This window comes from Aeromonas bivalvium, from assembly GCF_000819765.1.
In the GTDB taxonomy this organism is placed as follows: domain Bacteria; phylum Pseudomonadota; class Gammaproteobacteria; order Enterobacterales; family Aeromonadaceae; genus Aeromonas; species Aeromonas bivalvium.
In genome coordinates, this window is record NZ_CDBT01000008.1 from 418,713 (window position 1) to 434,791 (window position 16,079).

Annotated in this window: 12 protein-coding genes; 7 read left to right on the forward strand and 5 right to left on the reverse strand. The window is 62.6% G+C overall.

The features are described 5' to 3' along the window. Positions 1-15 precede the first annotated feature (15 nt). Both BN1119_RS03030 and BN1119_RS03035 read left to right on the forward strand, forming a co-directional pair. Positions 16-861: an AraC family transcriptional regulator gene (locus tag BN1119_RS03030; protein WP_374704026.1), complete on the forward strand. Its 846-nt coding sequence runs from the start codon at positions 16-18 to the stop codon at positions 859-861. A 77-nt stretch (positions 862-938) separates the two neighbouring features. Further along, positions 939-2,633, forward strand: a complete 1,695-nt coding sequence (locus BN1119_RS03035) for an NAD-dependent malic enzyme (protein ID WP_041993644.1) — start codon at positions 939-941, stop codon at positions 2,631-2,633. A gap of 73 nt (positions 2,634-2,706) precedes the next feature. Here the strand turns inward: BN1119_RS03035 and BN1119_RS03040 are convergent, their stop codons facing one another. From BN1119_RS03040 to BN1119_RS03055, 4 genes are all read right to left on the reverse strand, one after another. After that, complete coding sequence (locus tag BN1119_RS03040; RefSeq protein ID WP_041993647.1) at positions 2,707-3,774, reverse strand: OmpA family protein; 1,068 nt, start codon at positions 3,772-3,774, stop codon at positions 2,707-2,709. Positions 3,775-4,010: 236 nt separating this feature from the next. Further along, positions 4,011-5,039 (reverse strand): porin OmpA, encoded by a 1,029-nt coding sequence (gene ompA, locus BN1119_RS03045; protein ID WP_041993648.1) that lies wholly within the window; start codon positions 5,037-5,039, stop codon positions 4,011-4,013. A gap of 398 nt (positions 5,040-5,437) precedes the next feature. Then, on the reverse strand, positions 5,438-6,472 hold the full coding sequence (ompA, locus tag BN1119_RS03050; protein WP_041993651.1) for a porin OmpA: 1,035 nt from the start codon (positions 6,470-6,472) through the stop codon (positions 5,438-5,440). A gap of 289 nt (positions 6,473-6,761) precedes the next feature. Continuing rightward, on the reverse strand, positions 6,762-7,358 hold the full coding sequence (locus tag BN1119_RS03055) for a hypothetical protein (protein ID WP_041993654.1): 597 nt from the start codon (positions 7,356-7,358) through the stop codon (positions 6,762-6,764). Between the two features lie 256 nt (positions 7,359-7,614). Here BN1119_RS03055 and BN1119_RS03060 point away from each other — a divergent pair, with 256 nt between their 5' ends. Further along, positions 7,615-7,881: a helix-turn-helix domain-containing protein gene (locus BN1119_RS03060; protein ID WP_041993657.1), complete on the forward strand. Its 267-nt coding sequence runs from the start codon at positions 7,615-7,617 to the stop codon at positions 7,879-7,881. Between the two features lie 81 nt (positions 7,882-7,962). On the opposite strand, the gene rssA is transcribed toward BN1119_RS03060, so the two are convergent. Beyond that, positions 7,963-8,841 carry a patatin-like phospholipase RssA gene (rssA, locus tag BN1119_RS03065; RefSeq protein ID WP_041993660.1) on the reverse strand — a complete coding sequence of 293 codons (879 nt, stop codon included), beginning with the start codon at positions 8,839-8,841 and terminating at the stop codon, positions 7,963-7,965. A gap of 175 nt (positions 8,842-9,016) precedes the next feature. Between rssA and BN1119_RS03070 the strand changes: the two genes are divergently transcribed. From BN1119_RS03070 to BN1119_RS03085, 4 genes are all read left to right on the forward strand, one after another. Continuing rightward, entirely contained in the window at positions 9,017-10,066 is a 1,050-nt protein-coding gene (locus tag BN1119_RS03070) for an efflux RND transporter periplasmic adaptor subunit (protein ID WP_041993663.1), read from the forward strand. After that, positions 10,066-13,161 (forward strand): efflux RND transporter permease subunit, encoded by a 3,096-nt coding sequence (locus BN1119_RS03075; RefSeq protein WP_041993666.1) that lies wholly within the window; start codon positions 10,066-10,068, stop codon positions 13,159-13,161. Before BN1119_RS03070 ends, BN1119_RS03075 begins: the two co-directional genes overlap by 1 nt. Before the next feature lie 101 nt (positions 13,162-13,262). Then, complete coding sequence (locus tag BN1119_RS03080) at positions 13,263-13,625, forward strand: hypothetical protein (protein WP_157438612.1); 363 nt, start codon at positions 13,263-13,265, stop codon at positions 13,623-13,625. 109 nt (positions 13,626-13,734) lie between these two features. Next, positions 13,735-15,999: a YgiQ family radical SAM protein gene (locus BN1119_RS03085; RefSeq protein WP_041993862.1), complete on the forward strand. Its 2,265-nt coding sequence runs from the start codon at positions 13,735-13,737 to the stop codon at positions 15,997-15,999. Positions 16,000-16,079 lie beyond the last annotated feature (80 nt).

Genomic DNA, 16,079 nt, shown 5'->3' on the forward strand with positions numbered 1-16,079 from the left:
ATTGGGAGGCGCAAGATGTTTGCCCGTGAGTGTCTGGAGATTGCCCCGGCCTGCGAGGAGCGGATGCTGGGACGGGAGGGGTTGCCCCTGCTGGGGGAGGCCGGCATCTTCCTGACCGGTCTGTCGGAGCTGCGGGAGCACTACCTGATCCAGCGCAACTGCCCCGCCTTTCACATCCTGCTGATCAGTCACAGCGAGGGGGGCGTCCTGCTGACCGAGCAGGGGGAGAGCCCCATCCCGGCCGGGGCCCTGGTGTTTCTGCCCGCCGCCCTGCCCGGCGGCTTTCGGCTGGATGGCGACAGTTGGCGCATCAGCTGGATCCTGCTCGACGATGTGCCGCGCTGGCACCATCTGCACCGGCTGGGCCATGGCTGCCGGGTCAGTGACGAGGGGGAGTCGCTGCACCATCTGCTGCAACTGATGCACAGGGAGGGGAGCCGCTCCACCCTGCAACCCCAGCTGCTCTCCCTGTTGCTGGCCCTGCTGGATCGGGTGCTGCGGCGGGAGACGCGGGGCTCCTCTCTCGATCGGCTGCAACACCTGCAACGTCTGGTGGAGGGACGGCTGGATGAACCCTGGACGGTGGCCCGGCTCGCCAGCCTGCTGGCCTGCTCGCCTCCCCACCTGCACCGCCTCTGTCAGCAGGGCTTCGGAATGGGGCCCATGGCCTGGCTGACCGGGCTGCGCATGGCGAAGGCGCGCCAGCTATTGCTCTATACCGACTGGCCCCTCAATGAGCTGGCCAGCCGGGTCGGTTACAGCGATGGCGCCAACTTTGCGAACCGTTTTCGCCGTCTGACTGGTCAGACCCCGGGGGCCTTTCGCCGACTGGGTCGCAAACCTGTGGCAACGGAGGTGTAAACCCTTTGAAATTGTTGGCCCAAGCCCCTAGGATCGGCGGACTCCTTTGTCCAGGTCATCGTCAAGGTACCCGATCCATGTTTGAAGATAATAATCAGAAACGTCCTCTCTATATCCCCTACGCCGGTCCCGCCCTGCTGGAGACCCCGCTGCTCAACAAGGGCAGTGCCTTCACCAGCGAGGAGCGCAGCAACTTCAACCTGGAAGGTCTGCTGCCCCAGAACATAGAGACCATAGAAGAGCAGGTGGAACGTGCCTATCGCCAGTTCATGGCGTTTGGCAACGATATGGACAAGCATATCTATCTGCGCAACATTCAAGACACCAATGAGACCCTGTTCTATCGGCTCATCCGGGATCACCTGACCGAGATCATGCCCATCATCTATACCCCGACCGTGGGCAAGGCATGTGAAGAGTTCTCCAACATCTACCGCCGGGCCCGTGGCCTCTTCATCTCCTATTCCGACAAGGACAGGATCGATGACATGCTGCAAAACGCCACCAAGCAGAACGTCAAGGTGATAGTGGTGACCGATGGCGAGCGGATCCTGGGCCTGGGGGATCAGGGCATAGGCGGCATGGGCATCCCCATCGGCAAGCTCTCCCTCTACACCGCCTGTGGCGGCATCTCGCCGGCCTATACCCTGCCGGTGGTGCTGGATGTCGGCACCAACAACCAGCAGCTGCTGAACGATCCCTTCTACATGGGCTGGCGTCATCCGCGCATCTCGGGGGAGGAGTATTACGAGTTCGTCGACGCCTTCATCCAGGCGGTCAAACGCCGCTGGCCCGATATTCTGTTGCAGTTCGAAGACTTCGCCCAGAGCAATGCCATGCCGCTGCTCAATCGCTACAAGGACGAACTGTGCTGCTTCAACGATGACATCCAGGGCACGGCCGCGGTGACGCTCGGCAGCCTCATCGCCGCCTGCAAGGCCTCGGGGGCCAAGCTTTCCGAGAAACGGGTCGCCTTCCTCGGCGCCGGCAGCGCCGGCTGCGGCATCGCCGAGCAGATAGTGGCCCAGATGAAGGCCGAAGGGCTGACGGATGCCCAGGCGCGCGGCCGGGTCTTCATGGTGGACCGTTTCGGCCTCATCACCGACAAGATCCCCAACCAGCTCGATTTCCAGCGCCGTCTCTCCCAGCCGGTGGAGCGGATCGCCGACTGGCCGGTGGGGGACAACATCTCCCTGCTGGAGGTGATGGAGCACGGCCGCCCCGACATCCTGATCGGGGTTTCAGGCCAGCCGGGTCTGTTCACCGAAGAGGTGGTCAAGACCATGCACAAGCACTGTGCCCGCCCCATCATCTTCCCCCTCTCCAACCCCACCTCCCGGGTGGAGGCGACGCCGGCGGATCTCATCCGCTGGACCGACGGTCAGGTGCTGGTGGCCACCGGCAGCCCGTTCGCACCGGTGGAGTACAAGGGCAAGCGTTACGTCATCGCCCAGTGCAACAACTCCTTCATCTTCCCGGGGATAGGTCTTGGGGTCATCGCCTCCGGCGCCAAGCGGGTGACCGATGCCATGCTGATGTCCGCCAGCCGCGCCCTGGCGGAGTGCTCGCCCCTGGTCAAGGGAGAGGAGGGATCCTTGTTGCCGGATCTGGCGGATATCCACGAGGTGTCCCGCTACATCGCCAAGATGGTGGCCAAGACCGCCATGCTGCAGGGCAAGGCGGTGCAGACCCCGGACGAGGTGATCGACAAGGCCATAGAGGCGAACTTCTGGCGCCCGGAGTACCGGCGCTATCGTCGCACCTCCTTCTGACGGGGAGGGCAAGCAAGAAGGGATGCCTCGGCATCCCTTCTTTCATTTGCACAACGCAAGGGACAGTGCCCGATCAGCCATCCATGGGTTCGGTGGCAGGCGCCGCCGTCACCGGGGCCGGTGTCTGCTCGGACTGGATGCCCGTGACACGCACCTCGACCCGGCGATCCGGCGCCAGACAGCCGATCAGCTCGCTCTTGGCCTGGATGCCGTCACACTGGGTGCCGGTGACCGGGCTGCTTTCACCCATGCCCTGGATGGCGACCTTGTCCGCCGGCAGGCCCATGCCTATCAAGGTGTCGGCCACCGTCTGGGCGCGGGCTTCGGACAGTGTCTGGTTGTACTCATCCGAGCCGATGCGATCCGTGTAGCCCATGACGGTGATCTGGCCATCCTTGGGGTTGACCGCGACTATCTGCTGGTAGAGATCCGCCAGCGCGCTGCTGCCCTCGGCCCGCAGGGAGGACTTGTTGAACTCGAACAGGACATCCGAACTGAGGGAGAAGCGCTTGTCGACCATGACGGGCTCGGGTGCCGCGACCATGGGGGCGACCACGGGGGCCACATAGGCATGGCGGTTCGGGTGGAACACCAGCTCCAGGGTGGCGACGCTGACATCGGTCACCCAGCGATCCGTGCCACTGCCCAGCTTGCCGTTGTCGACATCGTCGCCGACCCGGAACATGTAGCGGTAACGGGCCTGCAGATCGAGCCAGTCGGTCAGCCGGGCGCCCATGCCCAGTCCCAGCAGCGGGGCATAGTCATTGTCGGAACCATTGATGGTGTCCACCTGATAGAGGTAGGCACCCCCCTCGGCAAACAGCGAGAAGACATCCCCGATCGGCAGGCGACCGATGGCGGACAGGGTGGCCCCCTGGCTGCTGAACTGCTCGTTGTCGACCTGCCAGTCGCCGGTGTTGAGGTAACCGAGCTCGGCGCCGAAGTTCTCGTTGAAGTTGTACCCGGCGAACAGGCTCCAGGCGGTATCGTTCTTGTCGACATCCTTGCCGAGATCGCCGATATCATGGCCGATGGCAACGCCGCCACCTCCCCCGAGATACCAGTCGTTGGCCTGGACGGGAAGGCTGGCAGCTGATGTGAGAGCCACGGCAATCAGTGCGGATAACAGGCTTGGTTTCATCGCTTATCCTCTTTTGTTGTTGTGCAAAAGTTGTTACGCACCATCTAGTTATAGCCACCCCCTCTGGTTTTGCGTGGCCTGGTACCCATCTGGCAGCGTGTCCTGTGAGCCGGATCCCAGGAAGGGAGGAGGGGGCCCGGGTGCAAGGAGACCCAGGGTCAGGTGCAGACGGGGCAATAAAAAAGAGGAGGCATCTGGGCCTCCTCTTCTGATGAACCTGGGTCAGACACGCAACATTACTGCTGCTGCACTTCCTGTACACCGGTGACGCGCACTTCGACGCGGCGATCCGGTGCCAGGCAGGCGATCAGCTCGTTCTTGCCCTTGATGCCATCACACTGGCTGCCGGTGACCGGGTTCGCTTCCCCTTGACCCTGGATGGCGACCTTGCCGGCGGGCAGGCCCTTGCCGACCAGGAAGTCGGCCACGGTGCGGGCGCGCGCTTCAGACAGTTTCTGGTTGTAGGCGTCGGAGCCGATGCGGTCGGTGTAACCGACGACCACGGCGCTGCCATCCTTGGGCTGGATCTCGACGATCTGCTGATACAGGCCGTTCAGGGCATCCATCCCCTCCGGTTTGAGGCTGGATTTGCCAAAGGCAAACAGCACGTCAGAGCTCAGGGAGAAGCTCTTGTCAACGATGACGGGCTCGGGTTCGGCGACCACGGGGGCGGCGACCGGCGCGACATAGGAGGTACGGTTCGGGTGCAGCACCAGCTCAAGGGTGGCCACGCTCATGTCGGTTTCCCAGATCATGTTGTCGCTGCCGGTCTTGTTCTCGTCACCCACGTCCCACATGTAGCGGTAGCGAGCCTGCACGTCGATGAGGTCGGACAGCTTGGCAGTCAGGCCCAGGCCGGCCAGGGGGGCGATGCCGTTGTCGCTCTGGCCATTGCCGTTGGCGTGGAACACATAGGCACCACCCTCGGCAAAGACGGAGAAGATATCACCCAGGGGCAGACGGCCGATACCAGACAGGGTCGCGCCCTTGCTGGTGAAATCGACGCCATCGATGCCCGCCTTGCCGGCGTACAGATAGCCGAGTTCGGCCCCGAAGTTTTCGGTGAAGTTATAACCACCGAACAGACTCAGCGCGGTAGCGTCCTTGTCCACATCGGCGTTCTTGCCAAAATCTTCCAGATCGTGGGTATAGGCCCAACCGGCGGCGATGCCGGTGTACCAGTCGTTGTTAGCAGCCTGAGCTGCGGTGCTGCCCGCGGCCGCCAGGGCCAGGGCAATCAGGGTCGGTGCCACTTTCATTTTCATCGTTATATCCTCGTTGAGTTTGCCGTGCCATTGGCGCGCACTCTTAGTCATATGCTGTTCACCCGAGCAAAGCCCGAATGGCATATCTCCGTGTTGTAGCACGGATGGCATGAACGAATATGAAGGACTCCTGGCTACTCACGGCACCAAAGGCAGCCGTGGACAACTAACCGGTAGAGACACTTTTAATAACTCATCCAATACCTTAGAAGCGGAATAACTGTATTCTTTTGACTCGCATTGATCAAGTTATCGAACAGATAGACGGCATCCGAGGGGGCAACAGGGGGGCATTGGAGGGGATTTGGCGGAGGCGTTCCGACAAGAGGTGTCGCAATCTGGCCCCAAAAAGCGAAAGGGGACGCGATGCGTCCCCTTTGATCAGTATCTCGTGGAGATTACTGTTGAACTTCCTGTACGCCGGAAACGCGAACTTCTACACGACGATCCGGGGCCAGGCAGGCGATCAGCTGAGCCTTGGCCTTGATGCCGTCACACTGGGTGCCGGTGACCGGGTTGGCTTCGCCTTGACCTTCGATGGCGACTTTACCAGCGGCCATGCCTTTACCGACCAGGAAGTCAGCAACGGTACGGGCACGGGCTTCGGACAGCTTCTGGTTGTAAGCGTCGGAACCGATGCGGTCGGAGTAACCGACAACCACGGCGCTGCCATCTTTCGGCTGAGCGTCGATGATCTGCTGGTACAGACCGTTCAGGGCTTCAACACCTTCCGGCTTCAGAGTGGATTTGCCAAAGGCAAACAGCACGTCGGAGCTCATGGTGAAGTTCTTCTCAACCATGACAGGAGCAGGAGCGGCTTCTTCAACGACAGGGGCAGCAACCGGCTCAACATAGGAGGTGCGGAACGGGTGGTAAACCACTTCCACGGTACCGATGCTCTGGTTGTCTTTGTAGTTGTCGCCAGACGTGTTGTAAGCAGAGGTGGAGATGTCGGAGACATTCCACATGTAGCGGTAGCGAGCCTGCAGATCCAGGGCATCGTTCAGCTTGTAGGTCAGACCCAGGCCGGCCAGCGGGGAAACGCGAGTGTCGCTGGTTTCCAGACCGTCGGTGTGAGCCCAGTAGGCACCGCCTTCAGCGAAGATGGACAGGTCCTTGGCAACCGGCAGACGACCGATACCAGACAGGGTTGCGCCCTGGTTTTCGAAACGGGAGCCGTTGGTGTTGCCACGACCGGCGTACTGGTAGCCCAGCTCGGCGCCGAAGTTTTCGGTGAAGTTGTAACCGACGAAGGCGTTGGCAGCAGCAGCGTTTTCTTCACCGTCTTTCACGCCATCGATCTTGTTCAGACCGTTGATGTGAGCAGCACCGGCACCAACACCCAGGTACAGATCGTTGTCAGCGGCTTGGGCAGCAGTAGCACCCAGGGTTGCCATGGCGATGGCAATCAGGGAAGGGGCCATTTTCATCATAAATATATCCTCGTTGAGCAACACGTTGTCACGTGCTTCGCACTTTTTGATTTATGTAAGCTGCAGGCTCTGCCAACGATGGCAAGGAGTCTGACAGGGATCCCGTGTTCCAGGATCTCTCTCATCCATGAACCAGCGGGGTGTGCTTGCACACATTTTCCCCACCAAAAAAGGGTGTCAATCCGATGACGATGCGCACTTTATTCCCATTTCAAACCATGATCAAGCTCACAAAACAGGGGTGAGCCAATTTGTGTCGCTTGCTTCAGGGGCGGTTCAGGGTCGGGATTTAGTGGTCTAAGTAGGTCCTGTGCAGTCGTTTTTCAAGCTTCATATAGGACCCAACCCAGGCGGAGCAAGGGCTGGCGGGCTCCAGACGGGCTGACAATACGGCGAGCAGTTCCTGCTCGGTGGCGGTGTCGAGCAGGGGAGTGAAGCTGAGCAAAAAATGTTTGGCCAGGTAGGGGTCGAGGGGCCAGATGTTGAGAATGGCGCGGGCGACCGGCTGCACGGCGGCGGGACAGACGAAGTGGCGATGGCCGGCTTCCAGCCAGCGTGCCATGTCGCGCAGGCCGGACTCGGGAACCAGCATCCCTCGTCCAGGTTCGCTGGCCAGGGGCATGGCGCGCCCATCTTGCAGGGTCAAGAGGCCTTCACCTGTCATGATGCCGTCATGGTTGCGCAGGGGAAGCCCCGGCTCTGGCTGGGTCAGATAGAGGCTGATGCGCTCTGGCAGGGTCTGCAATATCTCGGCGGCGTGTGCCGTCATGGTGGCCGGCAGCAGCAGAGCTTCTGCCCGATAGTGCTGGCCTTGTTGCAGTTGCAGGGCCAGATCCTGGGGGCGGGTACTTGGGTGGAGGCGGGAGATGATGCCGGGAAACGCCATGTTTATTACTCTTTATGGGTAGTGCTGGGATTATACGGAGGATTCATCGGGCCTCCATAAAGGTTTCTTTTCGAGACTGTTTACCTCGGGCGATTGAGCGATTACCATCCCCGAGGTTTTTAAGGGTTGTCGCCAGAAGGCGTATATAAGATAGAGACTCGACCATAACGAGTCCGTCCAAAACTGATACACTTGACTACGAGTCGTCGCGAAAAATAAGGCGGAGTCAATCCGCCATACGGAGTATGGAACCACTATGAATTCAAACATTGACACTGTTGGCAAGAAGATCCGCCAGATCCGTGAAGCCGTCGGCCTGAGCCGACCCAAGTTTGCCGATCTGCTGGGTGTTCCCCCCACCACCCTGAAAAACTATGAACTCGGTTACCGTGAAGTCGGTGGCGCCTTCCTGGTTGCCCTGGCTCATCACCCGGAACTGCACAAGTTCACTCTCTGGCTGCTGGCCGACAAGAAAGTCGCCGAGATTGGTCAGATTGGTCCGGACGATCTCACCAAAGGCTGAGCCTTGAGAACGTTCCAGTGAGAAATGCCGCCCCCAGGGGCGGCATTTTTTTGTCCGTGTTTCCCCTGCGCGGTGCCGTCCTCAGGGGGAGAGCAGGCCGAGCCGGGTCAGCTCATCCTTGAGCTGATGGGCGTTGCGCTCGACGCAGGCTTCCCCCTCTTCGATGGCGTCGGCCGCCCGGTGGAAGTCCATGATGGAGAGGCCGCCCAGGCGAGGGCAGAGCTGGATCTCGGGGGGATCCCCCGCCATGCGGGCCCGGGTGATCCGCTCCTGCATGATGTTGAGGGTGCTGCTCATCACGTTCCACATGCCGGGCGGGGTCGGGCCTTCGCTGCGATTGAACCACTGACTGAACAGCTTGCTCTGGGCAGGCAAGACCTCCTCCTGTTCCTGGCCCCAGGGTTGGTGCAGATCCGTGTTGAGGTTGACGGCGATCACCACCTCGGCCCCCATGGCACGGGCCAGCGAGATGGGCACCGGATTGACCACGGCGCCATCGACCAGCCACTGCTCATTGAGCAGGGTCGGGGTCAGCAGGCCCGGCATGCCGCATGAGGCGCGCACGCACTGGCGCAAGGGGCCCTCTTTGAGCCAGATTTCGCGACCGGTATCGAGCTCGGTGGCGACGCAGGAGAACGGCATGGGCAGATCTTGGATGTCGGGCTCTCCCAGGTGGCCGCCGGCGATGCCAAATACCTTTTCCCCTCGAAACAGGCCACCGGAGAGGGCGGGATCCAGCATGCTGACGACCTGCAGCCGGGTGAAGCCGCGTACCCACTCCTCCAGGGCGTCGAGGGCCCCCGCCGCATAGGCGGCGCCCACGAAGCTGCCGATGGAGCAGCCAGCGACCAGATCGGGTTTGACCCCGAGTCGCTCCAGCCCACGTATGATGCCTATATGTGACCAGCCTCTGGCGGCGCCACTGCCGAGGGCGAGCCCCAATCTGGGTCTTCGTGTCACGGTTCTCTCCTTGCTGATGATGATGGGCCGCGTCTGGGGCGAGCAGGGGCGAGATCCGCCAGCTGGCGGGCCAGGCCTGTTACCTTTTGTCACACTTATACATAGTCGCGGCAAGAAGTGGGGCTAGAATGGCCCTCTATTGTGAAATTCATACCCTTGTTTACTGGATCCATCAATGAAAATGCGTAGCTGGTTGCCACTGACGGTGCTTCTCCTCCTGGTGCTCGGTGCCTGGTATTACCGATCCGAAGCGCCCGAGGTCAAGGGCGCCGCCCACAGGGTCAACATCCGTACCCAGACCGTCAGCGAGACCCTGAGCAACCCCACCCTCAAGCTGGTTGGCAAGCTGGCGGCCAATCGCGCCGTGGTGGTGAGCCCAGAGGTGACGGGTCGCATCGCCCGCATCCTGGTGCACTCGGGCCAGCAGGTCACGGCGGGTCAGGTCTTGATCCAGCTGGACATAGGCAAGCAGCAGGCGGAACTGGCGGAGCAGAGCGCCAGTGTGCGCGACGAGGAGCGCAAGCTGCGGGACATGAGGCGCCTGGTGGCGCGGGGGGCCGTGACCAGCTCCGAGCTGGAGGGGCAGGAGGCGACGACCGCCATGGCCCAGGCACGCCTGGCCGCCGCCCGCTACGAGCTGGGGCTGCGCGAATTGCGCGCCCCCTTCAATGGCACAGTGAGCCTGATCGATCTCAGTGAAGGGGCCCTGGTGGGCAATGGGGACAGCCTGTTGCACCTGGATGAGCTGGACAAGCTGCGTCTGGATCTGGCGGTGCCCGAACGTTATCTCTCCTTGCTGCGCCCGGGCATGACGGTGACGGCGATCAGCGCCGCCTGGCCGGATCAGCAGTTCCAGGGCAGCCTGGAGACGGTGGACAGCCGGGTCTCAGACAGCAGCCAGAACATCAAGGCTCGCGTCATCTTCCCCAATCCTGCGGGCCAGTTGCGTCCCGGCATGCTGCTCAGCGTCGAGCTGGCCCTGCCCGCCCGGCAGATGACCCTGATCCCGAGCCAGTCGGTGGAGTACCTGGGTGAGCAGCGCTTCGTCTATCGCCTCGAGGCCGATGGCCGGGTCAAGCGGCTGCCCGTGGTGCTCGGCGAGACTCAGGGCGAGCAGGTCTGGGTCACCGAGGGGCTCAAGGCGGGGGACCGCATCGTGGTGGAGGGGCTGGTCAATCTCAGAGATGGCTTGCTGGTCAAGGATCTGGCGAAGGTGAACGGCTGATGTGGCTCTCTGATATATCGGTACGCCGGCCCCTGGTTGCCGTGGTGATCAGCGCCCTGCTCACCGTGTTTGGCCTGGTGGCCTTCGCCAAGTTGACGGTGCGGGAGATGCCGGACGTGCAGACCCCTTCAGTCTCCGTCAGCACCACCTATGAGGGGGCGGCGCCCGAGGTGATGGAGAGCCAGGTCACCAAACCCATCGAGGATCAGCTCTCCGGCATCAGCGGCATCAAGAACATCAACTCGGTGACCCGCAAGGGGCGCTCCATGATCACGGTGGAGTTCAAGCTCGGCTGGAACATGGTGGAGGGGGTGTCGGACGTGCGCGATGCCATCTCCCGCGCCCGCATCAAGCTGCCGGACGGGGTGGACGAGCCCCTCATCACCAAGGACAGCGGCAACGGCGATGTCGCCATCTGGCTCAACTTCAGCAGCAGCCAGATGGACAGAACCGCCATGACCGATTACGCCAACCGGGTATTGGTGGATCCCCTGAGCCTGGTGGACGGGGTGAGCGAGGTGATGCTCTCCGGCGATCTGGAGCGGGTCATGTATGTCAGGCTGCGTCCGGTGGACATGGCCGCCCGCGGCATCACCATCAGCGACGTGGAGGCGGCGCTGACCCGGGAGAACATAGAGCTGCCGGGGGGAGAAATTCGCAACGACAGCATGACGGTGGCGGTACAGATAGCGCGCCTCTATCACACGGCCGCCGATTTTCGCCGCCTCCAGGTGACCACCGCCAGCAACGGTCAGCCCATCTACCTGGCGGACATCGCCGACGTGGACGTGGGGGCCAGGAACGAGGACAGCGCCTATCAGCGCAACGGCCGCGAGAGCCTGGGGATAGGGGTGATTCCCCAATCCACCGCCAACCCATTGGCGGTGGCAGAAGGCATATCCCAGAAGATGACCCAGATGCAGCGTTTCCTGCCGGAAGGGGCGACCCTCGAGGTCGATTACGATTCCACCATCTTCATCAAGCAGTCCATCGAGGAGGTCTACAACACCCTGGCCATCAGCGCCCTGCTGGTGGTGGCCGTGCTCTATCTCTTCCTGGGGCAGGGGCGCACCACCCTTATTCCCGCCATCACGGTGCCGGTATCGCTGATCTCGGCCTTCATCGGCGCCTGGTATCTCGGCTTTTCCATCAACCTCATCACCTTGCTCGCCCTCATTCTCGCCATCGGCCTGGTGGTGGATGACGCCATCGTGGTGGTGGAGAACATCCACCATCACCTGCAACGGGGCGAGCCGCCGCTGCTGGCGGCCTGGCACGGCACCCGCGAGGTGGGCTTTGCCGTCATCGCCACCACGGCGGTGCTGGTGATGGTGTTCGTGCCCATCGCCTTCATGGACGGTATGGTGGGCAGGCTCTTCACCGAATTTGCCATCCTGCTGTCCCTCGCGGTGATCTGCTCCTCCCTGGTGGCCCTGACCCTGACCCCGGCCATGGGCTCCTGGCTGATGCGGGCCAAGGAGAGCACCAATCCGCTGACTGCGGCCCTGGATCGCGCCCTCGGCCGGGTAGAGGGTCACTACCGTCGCCTGCTTGGCTGGCTGCTGCCCCGCTCCGGCTGGGCGCTGCTGGTGCTGGCGCTCTGCCTGGGAGGCAGCCTGGCGCTGCTCAGGCTGTTGCCCGCCAACCTGACGCCGACCGAGGACAGGGGGGTCGTCTATGTGTTCGTCAAGGGAGCCGAGGGCACCAGCATAGAGCGGATGAAGCGCAACATGCAGCAGGTGGAGGCCGCCATCATGCCGCTGCTCGGCCAGGGGGTGGTGCAGGCCATGAGCTTCAGCACCCCCGCCTTTGGCAAGGGGGGCGATCAGACCGGCATGGCCATCATACAGCTCACCGACTGGGCCCTGCGGGACCAGAGCGCCACCGCCTTCACCAAGACACTGACCGCCCGTCTGTCCGGCATTCCGGACGTGATGATCCGCCCCTTCCAGCCCGGTTTTCGGCGCGGCTCCACCGCCCCGGTGCAGTTCGTGTTGCAGGGGGGCGATTACGGGGAGCTCAATGAAGTGGGTGGCCGGCTCCAGCTGCTGGCCCAGCAGAGCGGCCTGATGCTCAACGGGGATCTCGATTACGCCGAGAAGACCCCCGAGCTGCAGGTGACCATAGCGCGGGAGCGAGCCAGCGAGCTTGGCATACCCGTCTCCACCGTGGCCAACAGCCTGCAAACCCTGCTTGGCGGCACCAGCAAGACCACCTATGTCGACAGGGGGGAGGAGTATGACGTCTATCTGCGGGCCGATCAGACCAAGCTCAACGGCGTCTCGGATCTGAGCCGCATCTACCTCAAGGCCGCCAGTGGCGACATGGTGAGCCTCTCCACCCTGGCCAGCTTCAAGCAGGTGGCCAGCCCCAACCGGCTCAATCACTATCAGCGCCAGAAGGCGGTGACCCTGACCGCGGATCTCGCCCCCGGCCACACCCTGGGGGAGGCGCTGGACTTCCTCGACGGCTGGGCCAACGACAACCTGCCGGCGGGCATGACGGTGGATTACGCCGGCGACTCCAAGGATTATCGCGACAACCAGGGGGAGATGGCCCTGGTGTTCGCTCTGGCCCTGCTGGTGGTCTATCTGGTGCTGGTGGCCCAGTTCGAGAGCCTGATCACCCCGGCCGTGGTGATGATGACGGTGCCGCTTGGCATCTTCGGCGGCCTGCTCGGCCTCTGGCTGACGGGACAGGAGATGAGCATCTACAGCCAGATCGGCATGATCATGCTGATCGGCATGGTGACCAAGAACGGCATACTGATAGTCGAGTTCATCAACCAGCTGCGTCAGCGGGGCCAGGGGTTCGAAGAGGCCATCATCTCGGGGGCGGTGCGCCGTCTGCGCCCCATCCTGATGACCTCTCTGACCGCCGTGATTGGCGCCGTGCCCCTGATGCTCTCCATGGGGGCGGGCTACGAGAGCCGGATGACGGTGGGAACCGTGGTCTTCTTCGGGTTGTCCCTCGCGACCCTGGTGACCCTGCTGCTGATCCCCGCCTGTTATCATTTGCTGGCCAGGAGGGCCGGCATGACAGGGCAGCGCAGCCAGCAGGTGGATGAGGCCATCGGCACCCAGCCCAGAGTATGAGGGGGGACACCATATGGTATGGCCCAGTGCCAGCGTCGACCCGGGTCGGCTGCCATTGACTAGGCTGGATCCATCTTCTTAACGAGGGGTTCATCTTGGCCATGTCACGTCACGGGACGCTGCCCTTTCTCTGCCTGGGCTGCGGACTCTTGCTCATGGGGGCCAGCCAGCAGCCGAGCCTGCTGCTGGCGGGTCTGGCTGCCTATTTCATCGGGGGCCTGGTCTGGTACCGCGTCAGCCATCAGCAACGTCATGACAAGGGCAGGCGCAAGCGTGGCTGGCCCCTGTGGCTCTATGAGATCCGCCCCTTCGTCATGGTGTTGCTGGGGCTGCTGATGGTGCGGGAGCTGACCCATCCCCTGTTCCTGCTGCCTGCCCTGTTCTGGATCCTGCTTGGCGGTTATCAGTGGTGGCAGCGCCATCGCCACAGGTTCTGGCGCCAGCCCCCCTTGCGGGCCCCTTAGCCCCAGGGTGGTAGCGGCTATCCCTTTCGATTAGCAGGGACAAAAAGCCGTCGCCCCCGCCTGGCTCTGCCGGTATAATGCGCGACCCGAATTGTTCCAGGTGGTCAAAATGCAGCCGGTTACCAACCTTTTCTCCTATCCCCGCTACTGGGCCGAGTGCTACGGCACGGCGCCCTTCCTGCCCATGTCCAGAGCGGAGATGGACAAGCTCGGCTGGGACAGCTGCGACATAGTGCTGGTCACCGGCGACGCCTACGTGGATCACCCGAGCTTCGGCATGGCGGTGATCGGCCGCATGCTCGAATCCCAGGGCTTTCGGGTCGGCATCATCGCCCAGCCGGACTGGTCGTCCAAGGATGACTTCATGCGCCTGGGCAAGCCGAACCTCTTCTACGGGGTGACGGCGGGCAACATGGACTCCATGATCAACCGCTACACCGCCGACAAGAAGCTGCGCCACGACGACGCCTACACCCCGGGGGACGTGGGCGGCAAGCGGCCGGACCGCGCCACCCTGGTCTATACCCAGCGCTGCAAAGAGGCCTATAAAGAGGTGCCGGTGGTCATCGGCGGCATCGAGGCTTCCTTGCGCCGCATCGCCCATTACGACTACTGGTCCGAGACCATACGCCGCTCGATCCTCATCGACGCCAAGGCCGACATCCTCATCTACGGCAACGCCGAGCGCCCCCTGGTGGAGGTGGCCCACCGCATCGCAGGCGGCGAGACCATCGACACCATGCAGGACATTCGCGGCACTGCGGTGATCCGCAAGGAGCCGCTGCCGGGCTGGCGCGGGGTGGATTCGAGCAAGCTCGACCAGATTGGCCGCATCGATCCCATCATGAACCCCTATATGGAAGGGGCGCCTTGCTCTGATGACGAGGGTACCGCGCCGGCGGAGCAGGAGGCCAAGCCCATCCTGGTGCAGCCGCCCAAGCAAAAGCCGTGGGAGAAGACCTACGTCAAGCTGCCGGCGTTCGAGCGGGTGAAGGAAGACAAGGTGCTCTACGCCCATGCGTCGCGCATCCTGCACCACGAGACCAACCCGGGCTGCGCCCGCGCCCTCTCCCAGGCCCACGGCGATCGCATCATCTGGGTCAACCCGCCCGCCTTCCCGCTCGAGACTGACGAGATGGACGGGGTGTTCGGTTTGCCTTACCAGCGGGTGCCGCACCCGGCCTATGGTAACGCGAAGATCCCGGCCTACGACATGATCAAGACCTCGGTCAACATCATGCGCGGCTGCTTCGGCGGCTGCTCCTTCTGCTCCATCACAGAGCACGAGGGGCGCATCATCCAGAGCCGCTCGGAAGAGTCGATCCTCAAAGAAATCGAAGAGATCCGCGACAAGGTGCCGGGCTTTACCGGCGTCATCTCGGATCTCGGCGGCCCCACCGCCAACATGTACAAGCTGCGCTGCAAGAGCCCCAAGGCAGAGCAGACCTGTCGCCGTGCCTCCTGCGTCTGGCCGACCATCTGCCCGCACATGGACACCGACCATACCCCGACCATCAACCTCTACCGCAAGGCGCGCGACCTCAAGGGCATCAAGAAGATACTGATCGCCTCCGGGGTGCGCTACGACATAGCGGTGGAAGATCCGCGCTATATCAAGGAGTTGGCCAAGTACCACGTTGGCGGCTACCTCAAGATAGCGCCGGAACACACCGAGGAGGGGCCGCTCTCCAAGATGATGAAGCCGGGCATGGGCAGCTACTACAGCTTCAAGGAGCTGTTCGACAAGTATTCCAAAGAGGCGGGCAAGCAGCAGTACCTGATCCCCTACTTCATCTCGGCCCACCCGGGCACCACGGATGAAGACATGGTGAACATGGCGCTGTGGATCAAATCCAACCGCTTCAAGCTCGATCAGGTGCAGAACTTCTACCCGTCGCCGCTCGCCAACGCCACCACCATGTATTACACCGAGAAAAACCCGCTCAACAAGGTGAGCCGCCAGGGCGGGGACGTGTTCGTGGTGAAAGGGGAGCGTCGTCGTCGTCTGCACAAGGCGCTGCTGCGTTACCACGATCCGGCCGGCTGGCCCATGATCCGCGAAGCCCTGCTGGAGATGGGCAAGGGCCACCTGATCGGCAACGGCCCCGACTGCCTGGTGCCGCCGGAAGGCCGTGGCGAAGCCAAGGCCGAGCGCAGCCGCAACAAGGGCCTGAAACCTGCCTTGACCCGCCACAGTGCCATCACCCATCAGCGCAGCAACGGGGCGGGTAACGGCAAATCGGCTGCACTGGGCGAAGGCAAGGGTAAACCTGCCGGCAAACCCGCCCACAAGGGTAAGGCCCCGACCCGTGCCGGCTCTGCCAAGCCGGGTGCCAAACCCGTCACTCAGGGCGGCAAGCGACCAGCGCGGTGAGTTTTTCTGATTGGAAAGATATATAAATAAAAAGGCGACCAGATGGTCGCTTTTTTATTACGTATAGTTCATGAATGTAA

What these genes read in the sequence shown, in the direction of transcription:
- BN1119_RS03030 (WP_374704026.1), top strand. Translation starts at nt 16, where the DNA reads ATGTTTGCCCGTGAGTGTCTGGAGATTGCCCCGGCCTGCGAGGAGCGG.
- BN1119_RS03035 (WP_041993644.1), top strand. Translation starts at nt 939, where the DNA reads ATGTTTGAAGATAATAATCAGAAACGTCCTCTCTATATCCCCTACGCC.
- BN1119_RS03040 (WP_041993647.1), bottom strand. Translation starts at nt 3,774, where the DNA reads ATGAAACCAAGCCTGTTATCCGCACTGATTGCCGTGGCTCTCACATCA.
- ompA (WP_041993648.1), bottom strand. Translation starts at nt 5,039, where the DNA reads ATGAAAATGAAAGTGGCACCGACCCTGATTGCCCTGGCCCTGGCGGCC.
- ompA (WP_041993651.1), bottom strand. Translation starts at nt 6,472, where the DNA reads ATGATGAAAATGGCCCCTTCCCTGATTGCCATCGCCATGGCAACCCTG.
- BN1119_RS03055 (WP_041993654.1), bottom strand. Translation starts at nt 7,358, where the DNA reads ATGGCGTTTCCCGGCATCATCTCCCGCCTCCACCCAAGTACCCGCCCC.
- BN1119_RS03060 (WP_041993657.1), top strand. Translation starts at nt 7,615, where the DNA reads ATGAATTCAAACATTGACACTGTTGGCAAGAAGATCCGCCAGATCCGT.
- BN1119_RS03070 (WP_041993663.1), top strand. Translation starts at nt 9,017, where the DNA reads ATGAAAATGCGTAGCTGGTTGCCACTGACGGTGCTTCTCCTCCTGGTG.
- BN1119_RS03075 (WP_041993666.1), top strand. Translation starts at nt 10,066, where the DNA reads ATGTGGCTCTCTGATATATCGGTACGCCGGCCCCTGGTTGCCGTGGTG.
- BN1119_RS03080 (WP_157438612.1), top strand. Translation starts at nt 13,263, where the DNA reads ATGTCACGTCACGGGACGCTGCCCTTTCTCTGCCTGGGCTGCGGACTC.
- BN1119_RS03085 (WP_041993862.1), top strand. Translation starts at nt 13,735, where the DNA reads ATGCAGCCGGTTACCAACCTTTTCTCCTATCCCCGCTACTGGGCCGAG.